19 protein-coding genes and 1 tRNA gene are annotated in these 21,493 nt (G+C 65.8%); 8 read left to right on the forward strand and 12 right to left on the reverse strand.

Annotated features, from left to right (window positions below; translation table 11 throughout):
• The first annotated feature begins 55 nt into the window (after window positions 1-55).
• The 4 genes from AC56KW_RS11080 to AC56KW_RS11095 all read left to right on the forward strand — a co-directional run bounded on the left by AC56KW_RS11080 (window position 56) and on the right by AC56KW_RS11095 (window position 3,168).
• A complete protein-coding gene (locus AC56KW_RS11080) occupies window positions 56-535 on the forward strand; it encodes an arsenate reductase ArsC (RefSeq protein ID WP_497170787.1) in 480 nt (159 codons plus the stop codon).
• Window positions 535-1,815, forward strand: coding sequence for an arsenic transporter (locus tag AC56KW_RS11085; protein ID WP_497170788.1), 1,281 nt, complete (start codon window positions 535-537; stop codon window positions 1,813-1,815). Before AC56KW_RS11080 ends, AC56KW_RS11085 begins: the two co-directional genes overlap by 1 nt.
• Window positions 1,816-1,830: 15 nt before the next feature.
• Window positions 1,831-2,547: an arsenical resistance protein ArsH gene (gene arsH / locus AC56KW_RS11090; RefSeq protein WP_497170789.1), complete on the forward strand. Its 717-nt coding sequence runs from the start codon at window positions 1,831-1,833 to the stop codon at window positions 2,545-2,547.
• 72 nt (window positions 2,548-2,619) lie between these two features.
• Window positions 2,620-3,168 (forward strand): arsinothricin resistance N-acetyltransferase ArsN1 family B, encoded by a 549-nt coding sequence (locus AC56KW_RS11095; protein ID WP_497170790.1) that lies wholly within the window; start codon window positions 2,620-2,622, stop codon window positions 3,166-3,168.
• Window positions 3,169-3,372: 204 nt separating this feature from the next.
• Here the strand turns inward: AC56KW_RS11095 and AC56KW_RS11100 are convergent.
• The 8 genes from AC56KW_RS11100 to AC56KW_RS11135 all read right to left on the reverse strand — a co-directional run bounded on the left by AC56KW_RS11100 (window position 3,373) and on the right by AC56KW_RS11135 (window position 11,070).
• Window positions 3,373-3,462: transfer RNA gene (locus AC56KW_RS11100), tRNA-Ser, on the reverse strand.
• 110 nt (window positions 3,463-3,572) lie between these two features.
• Entirely contained in the window at window positions 3,573-4,868 is a 1,296-nt protein-coding gene (gene serS, locus AC56KW_RS11105; RefSeq protein ID WP_497170791.1) for a serine--tRNA ligase, read from the reverse strand.
• 127 nt (window positions 4,869-4,995) lie between these two features.
• On the reverse strand, window positions 4,996-5,175 hold the full coding sequence (locus AC56KW_RS11110; protein WP_497170792.1) for a hypothetical protein: 180 nt from the start codon (window positions 5,173-5,175) through the stop codon (window positions 4,996-4,998).
• A gap of 195 nt (window positions 5,176-5,370) precedes the next feature.
• The gene (locus AC56KW_RS11115) at window positions 5,371-6,036 is read right to left on the reverse strand and encodes a hypothetical protein (RefSeq protein WP_497170793.1); all 666 of its coding nucleotides are present in this window, start codon (window positions 6,034-6,036) and stop codon (window positions 5,371-5,373) included.
• 29 nt (window positions 6,037-6,065) lie between these two features.
• A complete protein-coding gene (locus AC56KW_RS11120; RefSeq protein ID WP_497170794.1) occupies window positions 6,066-8,213 on the reverse strand; it encodes a hypothetical protein in 2,148 nt (715 codons plus the stop codon).
• On the reverse strand, window positions 8,195-9,892 hold the full coding sequence (locus AC56KW_RS11125; protein WP_497170795.1) for a hypothetical protein: 1,698 nt from the start codon (window positions 9,890-9,892) through the stop codon (window positions 8,195-8,197). The genes AC56KW_RS11120 and AC56KW_RS11125 overlap by 19 nt, the downstream gene beginning before the upstream one ends.
• A 23-nt stretch (window positions 9,893-9,915) precedes the next feature.
• Window positions 9,916-10,431: a hypothetical protein gene (locus tag AC56KW_RS11130; protein ID WP_497170796.1), complete on the reverse strand. Its 516-nt coding sequence runs from the start codon at window positions 10,429-10,431 to the stop codon at window positions 9,916-9,918.
• Window positions 10,432-10,521: 90 nt separating this feature from the next.
• Window positions 10,522-11,070, reverse strand: a complete 549-nt coding sequence (locus tag AC56KW_RS11135) for a hypothetical protein (RefSeq protein WP_497170797.1) — start codon at window positions 11,068-11,070, stop codon at window positions 10,522-10,524.
• A gap of 138 nt (window positions 11,071-11,208) precedes the next feature.
• Between AC56KW_RS11135 and AC56KW_RS11140 the strand changes: the two genes are divergently transcribed.
• Window positions 11,209-11,574: a winged helix-turn-helix domain-containing protein gene (locus AC56KW_RS11140; RefSeq protein WP_497170798.1), complete on the forward strand. Its 366-nt coding sequence runs from the start codon at window positions 11,209-11,211 to the stop codon at window positions 11,572-11,574.
• Here AC56KW_RS11140 and AC56KW_RS11145 read toward each other — a convergent pair.
• The 3 genes from AC56KW_RS11145 to AC56KW_RS11155 all read right to left on the reverse strand — a co-directional run bounded on the left by AC56KW_RS11145 (window position 11,571) and on the right by AC56KW_RS11155 (window position 16,141).
• A complete protein-coding gene (locus AC56KW_RS11145) occupies window positions 11,571-12,878 on the reverse strand; it encodes a replication-associated recombination protein A (RefSeq protein ID WP_497170799.1) in 1,308 nt (435 codons plus the stop codon). The two genes, AC56KW_RS11140 and AC56KW_RS11145, sit on opposite strands and share 4 nt — an antisense overlap.
• 90 nt (window positions 12,879-12,968) lie before the next feature.
• On the reverse strand, window positions 12,969-13,607 hold the full coding sequence (lolA, locus tag AC56KW_RS11150) for an outer membrane lipoprotein chaperone LolA (protein ID WP_497170800.1): 639 nt from the start codon (window positions 13,605-13,607) through the stop codon (window positions 12,969-12,971).
• Window positions 13,608-13,660: 53 nt separating this feature from the next.
• A complete protein-coding gene (locus AC56KW_RS11155; RefSeq protein WP_497170801.1) occupies window positions 13,661-16,141 on the reverse strand; it encodes a DNA translocase FtsK in 2,481 nt (826 codons plus the stop codon).
• Between the two features lie 212 nt (window positions 16,142-16,353).
• Here AC56KW_RS11155 and trxB point away from each other — a divergent pair, with 212 nt between their 5' ends.
• From trxB to AC56KW_RS11170, 3 genes are all read left to right on the forward strand, one after another.
• A complete protein-coding gene (gene trxB / locus AC56KW_RS11160; protein WP_497170802.1) occupies window positions 16,354-17,322 on the forward strand; it encodes a thioredoxin-disulfide reductase in 969 nt (322 codons plus the stop codon).
• Between the two features lie 21 nt (window positions 17,323-17,343).
• Window positions 17,344-18,021 (forward strand): Smr/MutS family protein, encoded by a 678-nt coding sequence (locus AC56KW_RS11165; RefSeq protein WP_497170803.1) that lies wholly within the window; start codon window positions 17,344-17,346, stop codon window positions 18,019-18,021.
• Window positions 18,022-18,183: 162 nt separating this feature from the next.
• Window positions 18,184-20,364, forward strand: coding sequence for an ATP-binding protein (locus AC56KW_RS11170; RefSeq protein WP_497170804.1), 2,181 nt, complete (start codon window positions 18,184-18,186; stop codon window positions 20,362-20,364).
• On the opposite strand, the gene AC56KW_RS11175 is transcribed toward AC56KW_RS11170, so the two are convergent.
• The gene (locus AC56KW_RS11175) at window positions 20,365-21,405 is read right to left on the reverse strand and encodes a DUF1176 domain-containing protein (RefSeq protein ID WP_497170805.1); all 1,041 of its coding nucleotides are present in this window, start codon (window positions 21,403-21,405) and stop codon (window positions 20,365-20,367) included. It lies immediately after the preceding gene.
• Window positions 21,406-21,493 lie beyond the last annotated feature (88 nt).

Raw genomic sequence — 21,493 nt, forward strand, 5'->3', positions numbered from 1 at the left:
CATCATCTCAACATCTATTGAAATATTGAGATCAACCCTTGGGGACCCACCCGCCATGCACTTCCTGTTCCTATGTACCGGCAACTCATGCCGCTCGATCCTGAGCGAAGCCGTCTTCAACCATCTGGCGCCGCCGGGTTTCGTGGCGCTCAGCGCCGGCAGCCATCCCAGCGGCGCGCTCAATCAGGGCGCCGTCGCGCAGTTGCGGCGCAAGGGCATTGCTGCCGACGGCCTGGCCAGCAAGTCGTGGCACGACCTTGCGCTGACGCCCGACGTGGTGGTGACCGTGTGCGGCAACGCCGCGGGCGAGACCTGCCCGGCCTACCTGGGCCAGGCCGTGCGCGCGCACTGGGGGCTGGAAGACCCGGGCCTGGCCACCGGTAGCGCGCAGGACATCGAGGCCGCCTTCGAGCAGACCTACCGGATCGTCCTGGCCCGCACCGAGGCCTTGTTCGCACTGCCGCCGGCCGACCTGGCCGGCGACCGGGCGACGCTGCAGCGCTCGCTGGAGCGCATCGGCGCCCTCACCGCCTGATGCTAACCGCCTCGCTCATCTTCCTGGCCACGCTGGCGCTGGTGATCTGGCAGCCACGCGGCCTGGGCATCGGCTGGAGCGCCTCCGCCGGCGCGCTCGCCGCACTGCTGGCCGGCGCCATCGAGCTGTCGGACATCCCGGTGGTCTGGGCCATCGTCTGGAACGCCACCGGCGCCTTCGTGGCCGTGATCGTCATCAGCCTGCTGCTCGACCGGGCCGGCTTCTTCGAATGGGCGGCGCTGCACGTGGCGCGCTGGGGCCAGGGCAACGGACGGCGCCTGTTCATCCTGCTGGTGCTGCTCGGCGCGGCGGTGGCGGCGCTGTTCGCCAACGATGGCGCCGCGCTGATCCTGACGCCAATCGTGATCTCGATGCTCGCCGCGCTGCGCTTTGCGCCGCGCGCGACGCTCGCTTTCGTGATGGCGGCCGGCTTCGTCGCCGACACCGCCAGCCTGCCGCTGGTGGTGTCGAACCTCGTCAACATCGTGTCGGCCGACTATTTCGGGATCGGCTTCGCGCGCTACGCGGCGGTCATGGTCCCGGTCAACCTGGTATCGGTGACGGCCACGCTGGTCGTCCTCTACCTGTGCTTTCGCAAGGACATCCCGCCCGACTACGACCCGACCCAATTGCGCCATCCCGCTGACGCGATCCACGACCGCGCCACCTTCGTGGCCGGCTGGTGGGTGCTGGCGCTGCTGCTGATCGGCTTTTTCTGGCTCGATGCGGCCGGTGTGCCGATCAGCGCCGTCGCGGCAAGCGGCGCCGTCATCCTGCTCGGCGTCGCCGCGCGCGGGGGCCGCATCGCCACCCGCGAGGTGCTGCGCGGCGCGCCCTGGCAGGTTGTGGTGTTCTCGCTGGGCATGTACCTGGTCGTCTACGGCCTGCGCAACGCCGGCCTGACCGACTACCTCGCCGCGCTGCTCGAGCGCTGCGCCGCGCATGGCGTCTGGGGTGCGGCGCTGGGCACCGGCTTGATCACGGCCGTCCTGTCGTCGATCATGAACAATATGCCGACGGTGCTGGTCGGCGCGCTGGCGATCGACGCCACCGTCACCACGGGCGCGGTGCGCGAAGCGATGATCTACGCGAACGTGATCGGTAGCGACCTTGGTCCCAAGATCACCCCGATCGGCAGCCTCGCCACCCTGCTCTGGCTGCATGTCCTGTCCAGCAAGGGCATCCGCATCTCGTGGGCCTATTACTTCCGTGTCGGCTTGGTGCTGACCTTGCCGATCCTCCTGCTCACACTGTGCGCACTCGCACTGCGCCTGGGCTGAACCTTGCACACGACCATGGACAAGATTACCGACCTCCCCAATATCGACCCCGCCCGGCTCGACCTGCCGGCAAGCGGGCGGCTCGCTCCCGCCGAGCGCCTCGACCACCCGCCGCGCATCCTGATGCTGTACGGCTCGCTGCGCGAGCGCTCGTTCAGCCGCCTGCTGACGGAAGAAGCGGCGCGCATCCTGCGCCACTTCGGCGCCGAGGTCAGGATCTTCGACCCGTCCGACCTGCCGCTGGTGGGCGGCGCGCCCGAAACCCATCCGAAGGTGGTCGAGCTGCGCGAACTGTGCATCTGGTCCGAAGGACAGGTGTGGTGCAGTCCCGAACGCCACGGCGCGGTCACCGCGGTGTTCAAGAATCAGGTCGACTGGATTCCGCTCGAACAGGGCTCGGTGCGGCCGAGCCAGGGCAAGACGCTGGCCGTGATGCAGGTCTGCGGCGGCTCGCAATCGTTCAATGTGGTCAATACACTGCGCCTGCTGGGACGCTGGATGCGCATGTTCACCATCCCCAACCAGTCGTCGGTGCCGATGGCGTACAAGGAATTCGACGACGCCGACCGCATGCGCCCTTCGGCTTACTATGACCGCGTGGTCGACGTGATGGAGGAACTGGTCAAGATCACGCTGCTCATGCGTGGCAGCAGCGCCTACCTGACCGACCGCTACAGCGAACGCAGCGAACGGGCGAACCGGGCGATCGACCGCCAGATCGCGCGGCTGTGAGCAGGCTGGCATGGACGGACATGGATTCGACCTGCATGCCGCTGGCGATTGAACAGCGGCTGCGATCCTCGTATGATGCCATCTTCAATCCTTCCATCCGTGACGATGAACGAGATCCGCCCTGCGACCCGCGCCGACGCCGCCCGCATCTGCGCCATCTACAACCATTACGTCGCCAGCACGACGATCTCGTTCGAGGAAGCGCCGGTTGCCGAATCCGACATGGCCGGCCGCATCGCCGATGTGACGGGTGGCGCGCTGCCCTGGCTGGTGCTGGAGGTGGATGGAGAGGTGGCGGGCTATGCCTACGCCACCAGGTGGCGCGCCCGGCCCGCCTATCGGCACGCCGTGGAAAGCAGCGTCTATCTCGATCCCGCGCTGGCCGGCCGCGGGCATGGACGGCGCCTCTACGCGCGCCTGCTCGACGAACTGCGCATGCGTGGGCTGCATACGGTCATCGGCGGCATCGCCCAGCCCAACGAACCCAGTGTCGCCCTGCACGAGGGCCTGGGCTTTCGCAAGGTTGCCCATTTCACCGAAGTGGGCTTCAAGCTTGGCAGCCGGATCGACGTGGGATACTGGCAGCTGCTGCTGCAACAGCCGGACGGCACGTCGCACTAGCGTCGCCCACGCTACCTGGAGGAAGAGGCCGGGATTCGCGCGCATCCTGCAGGCCGCGGCATCGCGGGTACGCGCTGCCCTTCGCATGCCCCCTTGGGGACCACACGCAGGGCGCGCAGGGAAACGACGACCAATGGGAGGCTGTGCGCGACTCGTCATGCGGAATGAAAAAAGCCACCTTGCGGTGGCTTGTTTCATGATACTTGGCGGAGAGGGTGGGATTCGAACCCACGGTACGGTCACCCGTACGCCTGATTTCGAGTCAGGTACATTCGACCACTCTGCCACCTCTCCGGCTTTGGTCGATCCTTGCAGTGTCCTGCAAGAGACCGCCATTATAGACATATTCGCGGAAAATGGAAGGGAAAATTGCACCAAGGTGACATCCCTTCCCTGCCCCGGCATCAGGCAGCCGGCGCCAGGCGCTCCAGCCCGCCCATGTACGGGCGCAGCACTTCCGGTACGACCACGCTACCGTCGGCCTGCTGGTAGTTCTCCAGCACCGCGACCAGGGTACGGCCGACCGCCAGACCCGAGCCGTTCAGCGTGTGCACGAGTTCAGGCTTGCCGGCGGCGTTGCGAAAGCGCGCCTGCATCCGGCGCGCCTGGAAGCCTTCGCAATTCGACAGCGACGAGATCTCGCGGTAGGTGTTCTGCGCCGGCAGCCAGACTTCGAGGTCATAGGTCTTGGCGGCCGAGAAGCCCATGTCGCCGGTGCACAGCTGCATGACGCGGTATGGCAGGCCCAGCGAGGTCAGGATGAACTCGGCCTGGCCGACCATCTCTTCCAGCGCAGCGTACGACTGCTCCGGATGCACGACCTGGACCAGCTCGACCTTGTCGAACTGGTGCTGGCGGATCATGCCGCGGGTGTCGCGGCCGTAGCTGCCGGCTTCGGAGCGGAAGCACGGGGTGTGCGCCGTCATCTTGATCGGCAGTTCGTCGAGCGCCACGATCTCGTCGCGCACGACGTTGGTGAGCGAGACTTCCGAGGTCGGGATCAGGTAGAAGTTCTCGCCCTCGCCTTCCGCGCCGCCCTTCTTGACCGAGAACAGGTCGGCCTCGAACTTGGGCAGCTGGCCGGTGCCGCGCAGCGAATCGGCATTGACCATGTACGGGGTGTAGCACTCGGTATAGCCGTGCTGGCCGGTATGGGTGTCGAGCATGAACTGCGCCAGCGCGCGGTGCAGACGCGCCATGCCGCCTTTCATCATCGAAAAGCGCGAACCGGTAACCTTGGTCGCGGTCTCGAAATCGAGGCCCAGGCGTTCGCCGATGTCGACGTGGTCGCGCACCTCGAAGTCGAATTCAGGCGGCGTGCCGATCTTGCGCACTTCGACATTGCCGCTTTCGTCCTTGCCTTCGGGCGTGCTCTCGTGCGGCAGGTTGGGTACGGCTTCGATGAAGCTCGCGAGCCTGGCCTGGACGTCGCCCAGCGCCACTTCATTCGCCTTGAGCTCGTCGCCCAGTCCGGCGACCTCGGCCATCACGGCGGTCGTGTCTTCGCCTTTGCCCTTGAGCATGCCGATCTGCTTCGACAGCGAGTTGCGCTTGCCTTGCAGTTCTTCGGTGCGCGTCTGGATCGCCTTGCGTTCGGCCTCCAGCGCATTGAAACTGGCCACATCGAGCTGGTACTTGCGGGTCGCCAGGCGGGCGGCGACGTTGTCGATGTCTTTGCGGAGAAGTTGGATGTCAATCATGTCGGGTTGGACTGGGCTGTGTATCGAAAACACAATTGTACCAAGCCGCCCAACTTTGAATACGAGATTCGGCAGTGGCGCCGCCGGGGCCTCGCCAATCCACCCCTGAAACCGGCTCGCGCCGGTTTCAGCCCGCTGCCAGGCGCGGGGCGCTGACGACCACGGTGTGGATGCTGGCAGTGTCGATGGCCGGGGCGGTCGATGCGGCGATCTCGATCGGACGCTCGTTGGCCATGGCGTAGCTGGCGACCAGGCCCAGGGCGGCGGCGGCAAAGAACAGGGCTTCGAAGTTTTTACGGATGTTCATGATGGCTCTTTCAGGGAGTGGGGTTCAAGGGTCGTCAAATGCTGCGGTATGGTGGTACTTTATCCACCACGCCCCTTGATCGCCATCGACTTGCGACGAAGCGCACGAAATGCGGCGCAGAATGCGTGAATGCGGGACCAGGCGCATGCTGCAGGCCGCGTACGCCCCTGTAGCCGGCCCGGTGCCACGGGCTGCTTAGAAAGCCAGGTCGACCGGCTTTGAGCTCGCCGTCACCTTCGGTACCTCGATCTTCGCGCCTTGCGCCAACTTGGCCACGCCGACCATGACGCCACCGGAATCGGTGGCAACCTTGCCCAGCAGTGGCAGCGCATCCTTCACCGGCAGCACTTTCGGCAGGGCCATCGGATTGGCGCCGGCCTTGCTCACCAGCGCCTGGCCGGTCTTGCCCAGCTCGACCGCCTGCAAGCCGCCGATGCCGAAATTGAGCAGCGCGTTGCCGATCTGCTTGCGGCCTTCGCCGTCGAGCGAGGCCATGCGGCCTTTCATGTCACCCGAGTTGATAAGACGCTTGGTCGCTGCCGACTGCGACTCATACAGCTTGGTGAAACGCGCCTGCTTCTCGTTGGTATCGGTCACCTTGTTGATCGCGTCCAGCTCGGCCTTGATCACCGCGCTCTCTTCCGCGTTCAGGAAGGCCGAGTTAATCGCCACCAGCGATCGGCTGGCCAGCGCGCTCAGAGCCACGCTCTGGCTCATGAAGGTGCTCACGTCGGCGCCAATATCGCCACCATCACTTTTGGCACCGCCGATCAGGCCACCCAGGCCACCTAGCTGCGCCTGCGCCGCGCCGGCGCTCACCAGGCATGCCGCCACGACCACTGCTTGTGCAATCTTGTTCATCTTTCCGTACTCCCTTATGGTTTTCTCGATCAGTTGTCGAACTTTTTGAGCAGGTCTGGCTGCATCGACAGCCCGTTGCCTAGCTCCTTGTATCCGTAGAATGCCGCCTTGCCTTGCGCCGGCACGCCACTGAATTCGGTCCGCAGCCCAGATGCCACGGTCTTCTTCACTTCTGCCCCCGACTTGATGCGGGCCTGCAGCCCCAGCATCACGGTGGCCCGGCAAGCAGCGTCTTCGCACTGCACGGCTTCCTCGCGGATGACGTAGCCGGGCTGGACGCACAAGTTGATCGCCGGCGCCTCTAGCCGTAGGTCGAAGAGGCCGCTGCGCAGCAGGGCATTGGCGCTGTCGTAGAAAGCTGGGTCGCCCACATGGCCAGCGTACTTGCGTGAACGGTAAAGTGCATGGCGCACCAGCGGTCCGGCGAATGCGGCCTCGACCACATTGTTCTGGCCGACGTAGTCCGGCTCCAAACAGTCGGTCACGCGCGTCACGCCGGCAAGTTGCTGGCCATACAGGCGCACAATATCGCCACGCCGGGGCTGCGGCAAGGCCGGATTGGCGGCCGAGTAAGACAGTCCCACCAGCCCCCCCTCCTCGACCGGAACTGCAGCGCCGGCGCTCACATCCAGCTCGAGCAGCGCCGGCTTGCCGCCCGTCCTGGCCGTCAGCGCATGCAGTACCGTAAAGCTCGGCTGCTCGTCCGGCACGGCGTCCATGCCCTCGACCCAGATGCGTCCAGCATCGACCCGGGCCACGCGCAGGTCGCGCGGCGCAAAGCGGACATTGGCGAGGAAGTTCTCGGCCAGCTTGCCGGTGGCGTTCTTGAGCGCCACCTCGTGTGCCTGGGCTATGCCCAGGCCGCTGCCGTTGACGCGCTCGATGGCGTAGTCGTTATCGCCGAGCTCGGAAAACACCACCTTGCCGAAGCGATCCACCACCTGGGCGCTGACCAGGGTGTGGAAGCGCTCTTCGGCCCTGGCGCCGCGCACTCCGCTCAAGGTCACCGAAGGCGTCGCTACATGGGCGAAGCGCAGGAAAAAATCGGGCGGATCGGTACGCTCGCCCGAAGCTTGCGCCATGCTGGGCAACTCGTTCCAGTCGACGCAGTTGGCAGCGCGGGTAATCAGGACCCTGGTCTGGTTGAAATGGACATCCACCGGGCTAAGCTGGAATGAGGCCTTGAAGCCGATCGCGCGCCCGAAGATGTCGCCGATCGCGCTGGCCGTCTGGTCGCTGGCCGCTGCCACCGGCATCAGGCGTGGCTTGCGGCTGTCGTCGCCGGTGCTCTCGAAGGTGAATTGCAAGGTATCGCCAACGCTGGGCGAGCCCATTGCGCTACGCAGCACCGCATAGCCGGTATCGGCGTACAGGACATCGAAGATCGCGCTCTGGCCGTCGGCGCCACGCGCCTCCACCTGTTCGCCCTTCACGAAGCCGACCTCCACGCCGCGATCGGTCACCAGGAACTTGCCGTCGCGGTCGACCAGCTTGACCGCGGTCGACTTCGGATCGAAGGCCGCGCGTGCGCGCCGCACCAGCGTGTCTACCTGCTCGCCGATATTCCTGAGCACCTCAACGCGCATTGTCCCGTCCATTGCACCCGACGCATATTCGGACCGCCCGAAGCGAAATGGCGTGTACACCGTTTCGCTCATGGTATAGGCCACCTTGGCCAGGCTCGGTCGCACGAACTGCAGGCTCAACGTGATCGGCACCAGCACTTCGACATTGTCGCCACGCTCTACTTCATACAGTGAGGCACGCGTTATGCCCAGCACCACGGCGTATGTATCGGCCACATTGAACGACGGTGCGGCGCGGCACTGCAGGCTGCCGTCATCAACGAAACGATGGCCGCTACCAATATTGTTGTCAGCTACTTGGCGGGCATGGATCAGCGACTGCGGATAGGCCTGGTGCAGCTGGCCGACAAAGCGCGCCAGCAGCGCGGCCTGCGCCTCCTCGCCGGCCCGGTCGCCGAACAGGCGCGTCATGACCTTTTGGTCGAGCAGGGCGCGCGCCGCGCGCCCCTCCTTTGACATGCCCTCGATCTCCTGGACCGGGAACAGGTAGAACGAGGCGGCCATCGCCGGCACGGCGGCCAAGCCGGCCAAGAAACCGGCCGCCAGACGCGATGCCAAACCAGCGCCGCGCATCAGATACGCTCCGGACATTTGCCTTCGATGCAGAACAACATCCGGTCGCCGCGCCGTTCGAAGCGCGCATCCTTGTACGCGGCGTCGCCCGACTCCTTGAACTCGTCTACCAGATCCTCGATGCGCTCGCCGAAGTTGCCCTTGGCGACCACGTTCCAGGTGCGGATTTCGTCGGTGGCGTTATCACCGTCGCCGACTTCGACGACTCCTTCGATTTCCTTCATTCGACGCGAAAAGTCGCGCCGCACCTTGCCCGGCACCCGCTGTGCGCTGTACACGGACACGAAGTACGGCGCGCCCTGCACCGCCGCCTGCTGCAGATCACGCTGGGCCTTGGTGCCGATGGTGTCGGCCAGTGCACGCGCCATCGACTCGGCAAGATTGCCGCGGCAATTCTGGTCGCTGCTGCCGACCGCACGCTTGACGATGGTGCCGGCCACGAAGCCGGCCCCCGTATCGACGTTCGACGACGTCAGCTGAAGCTGGCCGGAACACTCGGACTGGCCGCTCGGGCTCGTGCCCTCGGTCTGCATCAGGGCACGGCCATAGACCACGAACTTGGCGCGGTAATTGCCCGAACCGGCTTTTTGCAGGTAGCCGTCGAATTTTTGCAGGCGCTCGATGTCGCTGACGGTCAGACGCTGGCCGCCTTCGACCCGGAAGTCGCGCTCGTCGGTATAAGCCAGGCCGAAGTCCCCGGAGACCTGCTGCAACTTCTGCGCGATCAGGGCGCTGTTGGGGTCGGCCGGCCTGCCATTGTCGATACCCGGGAATACCTGGCGCACCTTCAAGTTGACCACGTCGTTCTGGCGCTGGATGTCGGTGCGCCGCTCTGCATGGCTGGACGCGCTGGCCGACTTGGCGGCGCTAGCGCTCGAGTGGCTGGCGCTGACCGCAGCCTGCGACGACGAGCTGCCGGCCACGGCCGACTTCTGGGCGCCGGCGAACTGGGTATCGCGCGCGCCGCTCGCTTGCGCGCTGCGCGACGCCGCACCGGCATTGCCATAGCCGTCGCTCACGGACAGCGCGGCGCTGCCCGATCCGCTGTACGACTGGCGGTCGCGCGCCGCCACCGACGAGGCCGAGCTGGCCGCGTGCGCGGACCTGTCGGAGGACGCCGCGGCGAAGCTCCCCTTGGCGGCGCTGGCCGACGAACTCGACGCGCTGCGGGCCGAGGACACCGCCGAGCTGCGATCGGACATCGCACTCTTGTCGTGCGAGTAGTCGATCTCGGTTACCAACGGCAGCGAAGGATCGAGCCGGGTGCCGACGCCATAGTATTCGTCGATCAGGAAAAGCACCTTGGCATTGGCGACCGCGCCGCGCGAGCCGACGCCCAGCGCGCGGGCCAGGTCCAGGAACTCGCTCGACTCCACCTGCAGCACGCTGCGTGCGGTGAGGATGTCGCCTTCGGCATTGAAGCTGGTGCGCAGCTTGTCGGTCAGCTGCTTGTGCAGGTCGGGCAGCGCCTTCCTCACCTTTGGATCGTCCAGGTCGGCGCTCAGCTTGATCTTCAGGACGCTGGCCACGGCATCCCTCTCGGCCTGTTCGCGCGCCACGCGACGTGCATTGACCAGGTCGCCATTGGCCTTGATGCTCAACTCCGTGGAACCGTTGGCCTGGAAGGTGTCGGCCGCGACCGGGCCAACGATGCCCAGCGCGAGCAGCGCTGGCAGCAGAAAGTGTTTCTTGATCATGGATACGTGAATGGTGGGGAGAGTTAATCGGGAAGCTGCACCGAGACGTCGCCGGCGCTGGCCTTGATGCCGCCGCCATCGATGGCGACACTCACGGCGTCGGCCCTGGCCGGCGCCACTGCGGCGTCCGGGGAAACGCCTGCCGCCAGAACGACCATGCGCGTATCGACGCGCACCGGCGCGAGCAACGGTTCGCTCATCAGTTGCATGGGTGCGACCGCCCCGCCCTTTATCGCCAGGGCCGCAAAGCGGACGGCATCATCCGCCTTGCCCGCCTGGGCGCTGGCCTTGGCGGTTTCCCACGCCACCGCGCCGCTCGGGTCGGTCTGTTTTGCCAACCAGGCGACGCCGTCCCGGCTGGCGTGGGCGAACTCGCCCTTCGCGATCCGGTCACGCAAGGCGCCCGCGACTTCAACCGCGCTCGCCGGGCGGATCGCCTCGGCGAGACGCTGGCGCGCGTCATCGCAACCAGCGAGCAAAGGTAGCGCCGTGCACAATGCCAGCAGGCCGGGCAGCAACAGGATCGATCTCGTTTGCATCCTTCATCCCCTATCGTTATAAAATATAGAACGTTCCAGAAACGAGAGCAGATCCTACACAGTTTTGTTATTTCTGTAAAGAAAGTATTATTAGCTGAGAGTTGGGTTAGGCTTGAGGATGCGCGCCGCGTACTGGGCGGTGTACAGCACGATCAGGGTGCCTGCCAGGTCGCCGCTCGCCATGACGAAGAAGCCATGCCACAGACCATCGTGCTGGCCCATCAGCGCGAACCAGGCATGGTGCATGGCGGGACTGGCAACCGAGAACAGCAAGGCGCAGCCCAGCAGCCGCCAGCCGTCCATTTCGCCCAACGATGCCCCCATGCCAGAGGCGAGCAGCGCGCGATAGGCCAGGTAGGGCGCCAGCGCGGCGATGACGCCGCCAGCGAGGGCGCGCAGAGGATCGTTGGGGAAGAAGTGGAAAAAGCATACTAGCCAAGAAGCGGCCAGCAAGCCGGCCGCACCGGCCTCGGCGAATAGCAGCACGCACAGCAGGCGGATGCCGGCCGGCAGATAAATCCAGTTGATTCCCGGGACGAATTCCAGGCGCCTGAACAGCATCTCGTTGAGGATAATCGTGGCGATGAACAACATCGCCGTGCCCGCCGCCATGGTGAGCTTGAATCGCGAATCGGACATGAAGCAAAAAGCCAGGGTTACAATGTCAAAAAAATGCCAGGCATAAAGTGTAAGACAATGGATATTAATTCATGAACAACTAATTACCATGAGTATCATTACCGCAACAAAATTACGTGAAATGGGCAAGGGTACGCGATGACGTCAAGCAAGACGCCTACGCGGCCTGCCGATATCTACTTGCGTTTCCTCAATTTGATGGACGCGCTGCGCACCCTTCCCACCCTGGGCTCGCTCGATCCGCTCGAGGAGCGCGTGCTGGCCGTGGTTGCGCGCGCGCGCCAGACCCACGAGCGCTTGAGCGTGCGAGACCTGATGGCGCAGGGCCAACTGGGTGCGCCCGCCACCATCCATGCACGGGTGACGGCAATGCGCAAGAAGGGCTGGCTGCTGTTAGCCGACACCGACGACAGCCGGCGCAAGCAAGTCGATCTCACGCCCGCTGCCCTGGCTTACTTCGATGAACTCTCGAGCCTGATGATCAAGGCAGCCAAGGGCGGCTAGCCGCGCGCCTCGTCGTCCAGGCTGCGCAGCCAGGCCAGCTTCTCGGCGATCTTGGCCTCGATCCCGCGCGGTACCGGCTGGTACCAGCCGGGTTCGCCTATCCCTTCCGGCAGATAGGTTTCGCCGGCCGCATAGGCATGCGGCTCGTCGTGGGCATAACGATACTCATGGCCATAACCGAGCTCTTTCATGAGCTTGGTCGGCGCATTGCGCAAATGGACCGGCACTTCGCGCGATTTATCCTTGCGCACGAAGGCCATCGCCGCATTGAAGGCGTTGTAGCCGGCGTTGCTCTTGGCTGCGATGGCCAGGTAGACGACGGCCTGGCCCAGCGCCAGCTCGCCTTCCGGCGAACCGAGCCGCTCGTAGGTCGCGGCGGCGTCGTTCGCCAGCTGGATCGCGCGCGGGTCGGCGATGCCGATGTCTTCCCAGGCCATGCGCACGATGCGGCGCGACAGGTACTTGGCGTCGGCGCCCCCGTCGAGCATGCGGCACAGCCAGTACAGGGCGGCGTCGGGATGCGAGCCGCGCACCGACTTGTGCAGGGCCGAGATCTGGTCATAGAAATTGTCGCCGCCCTTGTCGAAGCGGCGCGCGTTGAGCGTCAGCGCGTTTTCGACGAACTGCGCGGTGATGCGATTGGTGCCGGCCGTGTTGGCCGAGGTGCTGGTCTGCTCGAGCAGGTTCAGGAAGCGGCGTGCGTCGCCGTCGGCATAGCCGATCAGGGTGTCGATGGCCAGCTCGTCGAATTCCAGGTGCTGCAGCGCTTCCTTGCGGGCGCGCGCCAGCAGCTGGCGCATCTCGACGTCGGTCAAGGCCTTCAGCACATACACCTGCGAACGCGACAGCAACGCGGAGTTCACTTCGAACGACGGATTTTCGGTGGTGGCGCCGATCAGGGTGACCAGGCCGCTCTCGACGAATGGCAGCAAGGCGTCCTGCTGCGATTTGTTGAAGCGGTGGATCTCGTCGATGAACAGGATCGTGTGCTTGCCGCGCGCCAGGTATTGTTCGGCCTGTTCGATGGCGCCCCGGATATCCTTGACGCCCGACAGCACCGCCGACAGCGCGATGAACTCGCAGTCGAACGCGTAAGCGGTCAGGCGCGCCAGCGTCGTCTTGCCCACGCCTGGCGGGCCCCACAGGATCATCGAATGCGGCTTGCCGGATTTGAAGACCAGGTTCAGCGGCTTGCCGGGGCCCAGCAGGTGGCTCTGGCCGACGACCTCGTCGATGGTGCGCGGACGCAGGGCTTCGGCCAGCGGCGCGGCCGGCTCGGTCTTGAAGAGGTCATCCGTGGCCATGGATGCGGGAAAGCGAATGGTTGTGCATGGGCGTAGTGTAGCCGATGCACGCAAGACGGGCGAGGCGCGCGCGCCCGCCTTGAGACTGGCTTACTGCTTGACGACGTCGGCGCCCTGCGGCACCTCGAACCTGAACTGCTGTGCGCCCAGCTGCGGGTTGCGCTGGAAATTGGTGAAGGTCAGGCGCGAGGTCTGGCCGAAGGTGTCCTTCAGTTCCATCGCCATCGGCACGCCGCCCTTCAGGCCGATGCTGATCTGCTCGAACGAGGTGTCCTTGGCCTTCGGCGTGGCGTTCAGCCATTCCATGCCATCGCGGGCGCCGGCTTCGCTCAGGGTGAAGTTCTCTTCCAGCTTGTTGCTGCCAAACAGGATCGCGGCTGGCGAGCTGCCCAGCGCATTGCCGAGCTTGCGGGTGGTGACCTGGTTCAAGTCCTTGTCGAAGATGTACAGGGTTTCGCCATCGGCTTGCAGCACTTGCTCGTAGGGCTTCTGGTAGGTCCAGATGAACTTGCCTGGGCGGGCGAACACGAAAGTGCCGCTCGAGGCCGGCGCGGCCTTGCCGCTTTTCGATTTGCCCAGTTGTTGCTGGGTGAATTCGCCCCTGGCGGACTGGGTCGAGGCGACGAAGGACTTGAACTGGTCGAGGGCGGCGGCGTCGGCCGCGCCGCAGAAGGCGAAGGCGCTCGTGGCCAGTAGCGCGGCAAAAGTGAATCTGGTCGTTGCATGCATGCGTGGGTCCTTTTCTTGTTGTTAGGGTTTGCAGCGGCAGGTCGAACGCGGCGCTATTCGGCGCTGGCGGTCGGCACCAGGATGTCGCGGTTGCCGTTCGACTGCATCGGCGACACCATGCCGTTCTGCTCCATCTGCTCGATGAGGCGGGCGGCGCGGTTGTAGCCGATGCGCAGGTGGCGCTGCACCAGCGAGATCGAGGCCTTGCGGTTCTTGAGCACGACCTGCACCGCCTGGTCGTACATGGCGTCGGATTCGCCACCGCCCTCGCCGGCCACCGCGCCGTCGGCGCCACCACCCTCTTCGAGCGTGCCGCCTTCGAGGATGCCCTCAATATAATTGGGTTCGCCCTGCTCTTGCAGATGTTTTACAACTCGATGCACTTCATCGTCCGACACGAAGGCGCCATGGACCCGGACCGGCAGGCCGGTGCCGGGCGGCATGTACAGCATGTCGCCCATGCCGAGCAGCGTTTCGGCGCCCATCTGGTCGAGAATCGTGCGCGAGTCGATCTTGGACGACACCTGGAACGCGATACGGGTCGGGATGTTGGCCTTGATCAGGCCGGTAATCACGTCGACCGACGGACGCTGGGTCGCCAGGATCAGATGGATGCCGGCCGCACGCGCCTTCTGGGCGATGCGGGCGATCAGTTCTTCCACCTTCTTGCCGACGACCATCATCAGGTCGGCCAGTTCGTCGATGATGATGACGATGGTCGGCAGCTTCTCGAGCGGCTCGGGATTGTCCGGCATGATCGAGAACGGATTTGGGATGTGTTCCTCGCGCTTGGCGGCATCCAGGATCTTGGTGTTGTAGCCAGCCAGGTTACGCACGCCCAGCTTGCTCATGAGCTTGTAGCGGCGCTCCATCTCGTTGACCGCCCAGTTCAGCGCGTGGCCGGCCTGGCGCATGTCGGTCACGACCGGCGCCAGCAGGTGCGGGATGCCCTCGTAGACCGACATCTCCAGCATCTTCGGGTCGATCAGGATCAGGCGCACGTCGGCCGGGTCGGCTTTATACAGCAGCGACAGGATGGTGGCGTTGATGCCGACCGATTTGCCCGAACCGGTGGTACCCGCCACCAGCAGGTGCGGCATCTTGGCCAGGTCGGCCACCACGGGCTTGCCGGCGATGTCCTTGCCCAGGGCCACGGTCAGGCTCGAAGCGCTGTCGCCGTACACCTTGGAACCGAGGATCTCGGTCAGGCGCACGATCTGGCGCTTCGGATTCGGCAGCTCCAGCGCCATGTAGTTCTTGCCGGGGATGGTCTCGACCACACGGATGGACGTCAGCGACAGCGAACGCGCCAGGTCGCGCGCCAGGTTGACGATCTGGCTCCCCTTGACGCCGGTGGCCGGCTCGATCTCGTAGCGGGTGACGACCGGGCCCGGATAGGCGGCCACGACCTTGGCTTCGACGCCGAAGTCGGACAGTTTCTTCTCGATCAGGCGGCTGGTGAATTCCAGCGTCTCGACCGACACCGTTTCTTGGGCCGCAGGGGCGTCGTCCAGCAGCGCCAGCGGCGGCAAGCCGCTCTCCGAACCGTGATCCTGGAACAGCGGCGTCTGCCGCTCTTTCTCGGCGCGCTCGGATTTCGGCACGCTGACCATCTGCGGCTCGATCTTGATCGTCGGTGCGGCGGCCTGGGCCGACGGCAGCGGCGCCGCCGCCCCGGACGAAGCCGACGAAGCAGCGGCGACCGGCTTCGGCGCCGCCATCTCGAGCGACGGCTCGGTCTTGACGACCGGGATCGGCTTGTCCGCATGCTTCTCGGTGAACTTGGCGCGTTCGTTGACCACCACTTCATCGCGCTTGACGGCGGCGGCTTCGCCCTGGCGGCGGTCTTCGATGTCTTCCATGCGCAGGCGGAACCAGTCGAAACTGCCGTCGACCACGGCGCCGATGCGCTCGGCCACGGCCAGCCACGACACCTGGAAGAACAGCGAAAAGCCCAGGAAGAACAGCAGCAGCAGGAGCAGGGTCGCACCGGTCGAGCCGAAGGCGACGTGGCTCGCGTGGCCGATCAACTGCCCCAGCACCCCGCCCGGGGCGCGCGGCAGTTCGACGTCCCACGACCACATGCGCAGGTATTCCAGGCCGACGCTGCCGGTGAACATGAGGGCGAAGCCGATCCAGCGCACGTACATCTCGCCATGGTGCACAGGCTCTTGCTCGCGCGTGCCGAGCTTGTCGGTGAGCCGGCGCCAGCCGCGCCAGACCTGGCGCAGGAAGATCACGCCCCACCACCAGGCCGAGAAACCGAAGATGAACAGCAGCAGGTCGGACAGCCAGGCGCCGGCCCGGCCGCCCAGGTTGGCGATGCGCGGCACGAGATTGGCGTGCGACCAGCCCGGGTCGAGCTTGCTGTAGCTGAGCAGGATCAGGACGAAATACAGGAAGGCGACCGCGCCGGCGATCCAGCGCGCTTCGGACAGCAGGCGCGCGAGGCGGCCAGGCAGCGGCCGGCGGACGGCCTTGCTGGTCTGGGTGCGGGTGTATCCGGAAGTGCTGGCTTGGCTATTCTTGCTCATTACAGGTACTGCGGAAGTAAGTACTATCGACGATCCGACCATTCTAAGCGATATACGGCCGCGTTGGCCCCACGATTCATGCTTCATCGCATCATCGACTATAATCGGCGCTCTTCGGACACCCCTGCAGACCCCGGTGGCCCTTGATTCCTGTCAGGCCGCCCCCAATTGCCGTGTGTCCACATAACAACCACGAAGCAAAGAGCGCCGCCATGACTACTACAAAACACGCCAAAGTCCTCATCCTCGGTTCGGGGCCAGCCGGCTACAGCGCCGCGGTGTACGCCGCCCGCGCCAACCTGAAGCCGATGCTGGTGACCGGCGTCGAGCAAGGCGGCCAGCTGATGACCACTACCGACGTCGAGAACTGGCCGGGCGACCCGCTGGGCGTGCAAGGTCCGGAACTGATGCAGCGCCTGCTGCAGCATGCCGAGCGCTTCAATACTGAGATCGTGTTCGACCACATCCACACGACCTACCTGAACGAAAAGCCGATCCGCCTGGTGGGCGACAGCCATACCTTCACCTGCGACGCCCTGATCATCGCCACCGGCGCCTCGGCCCAGTACCTCGGCCTGCCGTCCGAACAGGCCTTCATGGGCCGCGGCGTGTCGGCCTGCGCCACCTGCGACGGCTTCTTCTACCGCAACCAGGAAGTCGCGGTCATCGGCGGCGGCAACACCGCGGTCGAGGAAGCGCTGTACCTGGCCGGCATCGCCTCGAAAGTCACCCTGATCCACCGCCGCGACAAGTTCCGCGCCGAGCCGATCCTGGTCGACCGCCTGATGCACAAGGTCAGCGAAGGCAAGATCGTGCTCGAACTGAACCAGACCCTGGACGAAGTGCTGGGCGACCAGAGCGGCGTCACCTCGCTGCGCCTGAAGTCGGCCATGGACGGCGCCACCAAGGAGCTGAACGTGCACGGCCTGTTCGTGGCGATCGGCCACAAGCCGAACACCGGCATCTTCGAAGGCCAGCTCGAGATGCACAACGGCGGCTACCTGGTGACCAAGTCGGGCCTGGAAGGCATGGCGACCGCCACCAGCGTGCCGGGCGTGTTCGCCGCGGGCGACGTGCAAGACCACATCTATCGCCAGGCAATCACCAGCTCGGGCACCGGCTGCATGGCGGCGCTCGACGCCCAGCGCTACCTGGAAGCGCTGGAAGACGATCCAAAGTAATCAGGCAATAGGTAGCAAACGATGGCGGGCATGAAGCAATTCGCTGACCTCAAGGGCTTGCGCGACCGGCTCAAGGAAGAAGAGCGCGTGCGCGCCGTCGAGCAGGCCGAACGCGAGAAGCGCGAACGCATCGCGCGCGAGCGGGCGGTCGAATTCCACACCTCGATGGAGGGCGTGCACAAGCTGCCCGAATCCGACCGCTACGTGCACCGCCCGGTGTACGTGGCGCCGAGCGCCGTCCGGGGCCGCGCGCAGCTCACTGCCGAGGAAGAAACCGCGGACGTGCTGCGCGCTTCGATGTCCGACGAATTGTCGGACCTGTTCGACGTCGAGGGCATGCTGGACGACGATCCGTCCATGAGCTATGCGCGCGACGGCGTCGGCCCCGACGTGGTCAAGAAGCTGCGCAAGCGCCACTGGCCGATCCAGGACGAGCTCGACCTGCACGGACTGACCCGCGACGGCGCGCGCGACGCGCTGACCGATTTCCTGCACCGCGCCAACCGCCGCGGGGTACGCTGCGTGCGCATCATCCACGGCATCGGCTATGGTTCGCCCAAGGGCGAGCCGGTGCTGCGCAGCATCGTGCACAGCTGGCTGGTGCAAAAAAACGAAGTCATCGCCTTCTGCGCCGCGGGCCGTTCCGACGGCGGCCACGGCGCCCTGATCGCCCTGTTGCGCCCGGCCCTGCACGATTGATGTCGCGCCGCATGGACGTGACCCGTCGCACCGTGTGACAATGTCCCGTTTCAATGTTTCAATCGCGCTGAAACCAGTCCGTTGACTGTAGAATGCCTCGACACCGGACATTTCCGGCCTATCGAAAGGGGAAGTGTATTGAAGGTAAGGCAAGCAGTTCCGATGGAATATGGGCGGCAGGTCGACCTGCTGTCCTGCGCTGACGAGCCGATTCATCTTCCCGGTTCGATCCAGCCGCATGGCGCGCTGCTGTTCTTCCTGGCTGACGGCCAGCTCGAAGGCTGGAGCGGCAACGCGCCCGCCCTGCTCGGCCTGGCTCCACAACTGGGCTTGCCCTACACCGCGCTGGCCCTGCCGCCGGCCGCGATCGACGCGATCGCCGAGTGCATCGCCACCCTGGACGACGAGGACGCCGCGCCGCTGGCATCCGGCCTGTCCATCGGCGGCGCCGAATACGACTGCGTCGTGCATGCGGCCTACGGACGGATCCTCGCCGAATTCGAACTGCGCGAAACGTCGAGCGAGGAAGTGTCGCGCTTCGCCATCAAGGCGCATGGACTCATCGACCGCCTGCGCCGCCAGAAAACCATCGATGCCCTGCTTGCCTCCGCCGTGCAGCAGGTGCGCGAATTCACGGGTTTCGACCGCGTGATGGCCTATCGTTTCCGTTCCGACGACAGCGGCGACGTCGTGGCCGAGAGCCGGCGCAACGACCTGGTGCCCTATCTCGGACAACGCTACCCTGCCGGCGATATCCCGGCCCAGGCGCGTCGCCTGTACACGCTCAATACGCTGCGTGTCATCGCCGACATGGACTATAACGCGGTGCCACTGGTCGGCGCCCCCGGCGCGGCGCCGCTCGACATGAGCTTCGCGGTGCTGCGCAGCGTCTCGCCGGTGCATGTCGAATACCTCAAGAACATGCAGGTGCGCGCCTCGATGAGCGTGTCGATCGTGATCAACGGCCGCCTGTGGGGCCTGATCGCCTGCCATCACATGTCGCCCAAGCTGGTCCCTTACGCCGTACGCATGGCGGCCGACGTGCTGGCCCAGGTAATGGCCTCTACCATCCACAGCATCGAAGCACGCGCGGACGCCACGCTGGCCGAACAGTCGGCGCGGGTGCGCACCGACATGGTCGAGTCGCTGCTGCTCGACGACGACCCGCTCGACGCGCTCGGCCACCACGCGGCGGCGCTGATGGCGGCCTCCGAGGCCCAGGCCATGATCGCCACCCAGCACGGCAAGATCGCTACGCATGGCGACCTGCCGGAAGGACTGGCCGAGGCCATCGTCGCGTCCCTGCCCGAGAACGAGCACGACCTGGTAGTGCGCGAGATGGCGGCCGACTGGCCATCCTCCCTGCGCGACCGGCTCGGCAAATGGGTCGGCATGCTGGCCCTGCCCTTCGATCCGCTGGGCCAGGGCTGGTGCATCATGTTGCGCGTCGAGCAGATCGACACCGTGGCCTGGGGCGGCCGCCCGGACAAGATCGTCGCGCTCGGCCTTCTGGGCGAGCGCCTGACGCCGCGCGGCTCGTTCGACGCCTGGCACGAGACCGTGCGCGGCTGCGCCCATCCCTGGGAGCCGAACGTGCTGGCCAATGCCCGCCTCACGCTCGCCGAACTGGTCCGCGCGGTCAACGCGCACCGCTCGCAGACCGAGGCCACCCGCGCCCAGCTGCTGGCGATGCTGGGCCACGACCTGCGCGACCCGCTCCATTCGATCAGCATGGCCGGCATGGTCCTGGAACGTGCCGGCAGCGCCGGCAACGGCAACCAGCCGACGCTCGGCAAGCGCATCCAGTCGTCGACCAACCGCATGCAGCGCATGATCAGCCAGGTCCTGGACATGAGCCGCATCGATCGCGGCATGGGGCTGGGCGTGACGCTCGAACCGGTAGACCTGAAGGCGCTGCTGGTGGACCTGATGGACGAAGCGCGCATGGCCTATCCATCGATTCCGCTCCACCTGATCTGCGATGACGACGCCATCGTGAATGCCGACAACGGGCGCCTGGCCCAGGTGCTGTCCAACTTGCTGAGCAACGCACGCCACCATGGCGAGCCGGGCAAGCCGCTGACCGTGTGCCTGAAGGCGCAGGACGGTGAAGCCTCGGTCGCGGTGTCGAACGCCGGCCAGCCGATCGCGCCCGAGACGGTGGCGACGCTGTTCAACCCTTTCAAGCGCGCCTCGCTGAACAACCTGCGCAACCGCACCGGCATGGGCCTGGGCCTTTATATCGCGCAGCAGATCGTGCGCGAACATCACGGCCAACTCGCCTACCGCCACGAGGACGAGCAGGTGGTATTCACCCTGCGCCTGCCCCTGCTGGGCGCCTGATCAGCGCCGCACGTCGCTGACCAGCGTCGGCAAATCCCAGCCGCCGCCGGCGGCGATGCCGCGGCACATGCCGGTGGTGCCGGACGCCGTGTGCACGAAACCCCGGCCGTCCCACACCCATTCATCGTGGCCCCAGCAGTCGCCGATGCCGCGGCCCTTGTGCGCTGCGCCGATGACGCCCTTGTCGTAGTCGGTGCCCGACGCCGTCACCAGCAGCGGTGCGAACGGCGGCTTGCGGTTGGCGGTCCAGTAGCCATGCCCTTCGTTGTAGGCGCCGCGCCAGCAGCGGGCCGAGACCAGCATCCTGTCGCGCGTGAGCGGCGCATAGGCGAACCGGCTTTCGCCGGTGGCGACCGCTTCCAGGTCGCCGCACTCCTCGTTGCCGGCCGTCTTGCGCAAGGTCGCGAGCAGAATCCGCTCTTCTTCCTTGCCCGGGCGCGACAACTCGCCGGCCGGGACGGGCGCGATCGCGACGACCGGCGCCGGCAGCGCCGGCAGCACGTCCTGTTCGGCCCTGGCGCCCTGGCGCATGGCGGCGCCAGGGGTGCCGAGGCGGCCCTGGAATTCATCCATCTTGAGCAGCACGGCCGAGGCGCCCGTGCCCGACAGGTTCCAGCTGCGCCCGCCCGCGCGCCAGGCGACCTTGCCGCTGCCGGCCACGGCGCGCAGCAGTGCCAGGGCCTGGGAAGCGCTCAAGTTGCCGATCGCTTCTTCACCACCGAGTGTGACCGTGCCGAGCGCGCGGCCGTCGACCTGCATCGCCACCGATGCCGGCAGGGCGATGCCGTCAGCGGCGTCACCCAGGCGCAGGTGGGCGACGAAAGCCTGGCCGGGGCCCGCCTTGCGCTCGAGCAGGACCGACAACGGCAGGCTGCGCCCATCTTCGGCATGGTAGCCGGCGGCGCGGCAGGTGCGGGTGTTGTCGCAGGCGAGTTCCCAGTCGTGGTGCTGGAAAGACAGCCTGGGCAGTTCGGCCGCCTGCTGCGCAAAAACGGGGTTGGCGGCGGCCAGGACGGTCAGCAGGATGGTGGCGATACGCATGCGCAGTCGGCCTTTCTTTCATGGTTGGCGGGGGCGCAGATTTACCTTACGTAAGTCTGCGCGCGCATGGTAGTCTAGCAACACTTTA

The organism is Telluria sp. RT2P19 (genome assembly GCF_059685725.1).

Excerpts from the sequence above, each read along its gene's own strand:
- AC56KW_RS11115 (WP_497170793.1), bottom strand. The coding sequence starts at position 6,036 with ATGAACAAGATTGCACAAGCAGTGGTCGTGGCGGCATGCCTGGTGAGC.
- AC56KW_RS11085 (WP_497170788.1), top strand. The coding sequence starts at position 535 with ATGCTAACCGCCTCGCTCATCTTCCTGGCCACGCTGGCGCTGGTGATC.
- AC56KW_RS11080 (WP_497170787.1), top strand. The coding sequence starts at position 56 with ATGCACTTCCTGTTCCTATGTACCGGCAACTCATGCCGCTCGATCCTG.
- AC56KW_RS11140 (WP_497170798.1), top strand. The coding sequence starts at position 11,209 with ATGACGTCAAGCAAGACGCCTACGCGGCCTGCCGATATCTACTTGCGT.
- AC56KW_RS11170 (WP_497170804.1), top strand. The coding sequence starts at position 18,184 with ATGGAATATGGGCGGCAGGTCGACCTGCTGTCCTGCGCTGACGAGCCG.
- AC56KW_RS11130 (WP_497170796.1), bottom strand. The coding sequence starts at position 10,431 with ATGCAAACGAGATCGATCCTGTTGCTGCCCGGCCTGCTGGCATTGTGC.
- AC56KW_RS11110 (WP_497170792.1), bottom strand. The coding sequence starts at position 5,175 with ATGAACATCCGTAAAAACTTCGAAGCCCTGTTCTTTGCCGCCGCCGCC.
- serS (WP_497170791.1), bottom strand. The coding sequence starts at position 4,868 with ATGATTGACATCCAACTTCTCCGCAAAGACATCGACAACGTCGCCGCC.
- AC56KW_RS11155 (WP_497170801.1), bottom strand. The coding sequence starts at position 16,141 with ATGAGCAAGAATAGCCAAGCCAGCACTTCCGGATACACCCGCACCCAG.
- AC56KW_RS11145 (WP_497170799.1), bottom strand. The coding sequence starts at position 12,878 with ATGGCCACGGATGACCTCTTCAAGACCGAGCCGGCCGCGCCGCTGGCC.
- AC56KW_RS11165 (WP_497170803.1), top strand. The coding sequence starts at position 17,344 with ATGGCGGGCATGAAGCAATTCGCTGACCTCAAGGGCTTGCGCGACCGG.
- AC56KW_RS11135 (WP_497170797.1), bottom strand. The coding sequence starts at position 11,070 with ATGTCCGATTCGCGATTCAAGCTCACCATGGCGGCGGGCACGGCGATG.
- AC56KW_RS11095 (WP_497170790.1), top strand. The coding sequence starts at position 2,620 with ATGATGCCATCTTCAATCCTTCCATCCGTGACGATGAACGAGATCCGC.
- trxB (WP_497170802.1), top strand. The coding sequence starts at position 16,354 with ATGACTACTACAAAACACGCCAAAGTCCTCATCCTCGGTTCGGGGCCA.
- AC56KW_RS11120 (WP_497170794.1), bottom strand. The coding sequence starts at position 8,213 with ATGTCCGGAGCGTATCTGATGCGCGGCGCTGGTTTGGCATCGCGTCTG.
- AC56KW_RS11125 (WP_497170795.1), bottom strand. The coding sequence starts at position 9,892 with ATGATCAAGAAACACTTTCTGCTGCCAGCGCTGCTCGCGCTGGGCATC.
- lolA (WP_497170800.1), bottom strand. The coding sequence starts at position 13,607 with ATGCATGCAACGACCAGATTCACTTTTGCCGCGCTACTGGCCACGAGC.
- AC56KW_RS11175 (WP_497170805.1), bottom strand. The coding sequence starts at position 21,405 with ATGCGTATCGCCACCATCCTGCTGACCGTCCTGGCCGCCGCCAACCCC.
- arsH (WP_497170789.1), top strand. The coding sequence starts at position 1,831 with ATGGACAAGATTACCGACCTCCCCAATATCGACCCCGCCCGGCTCGAC.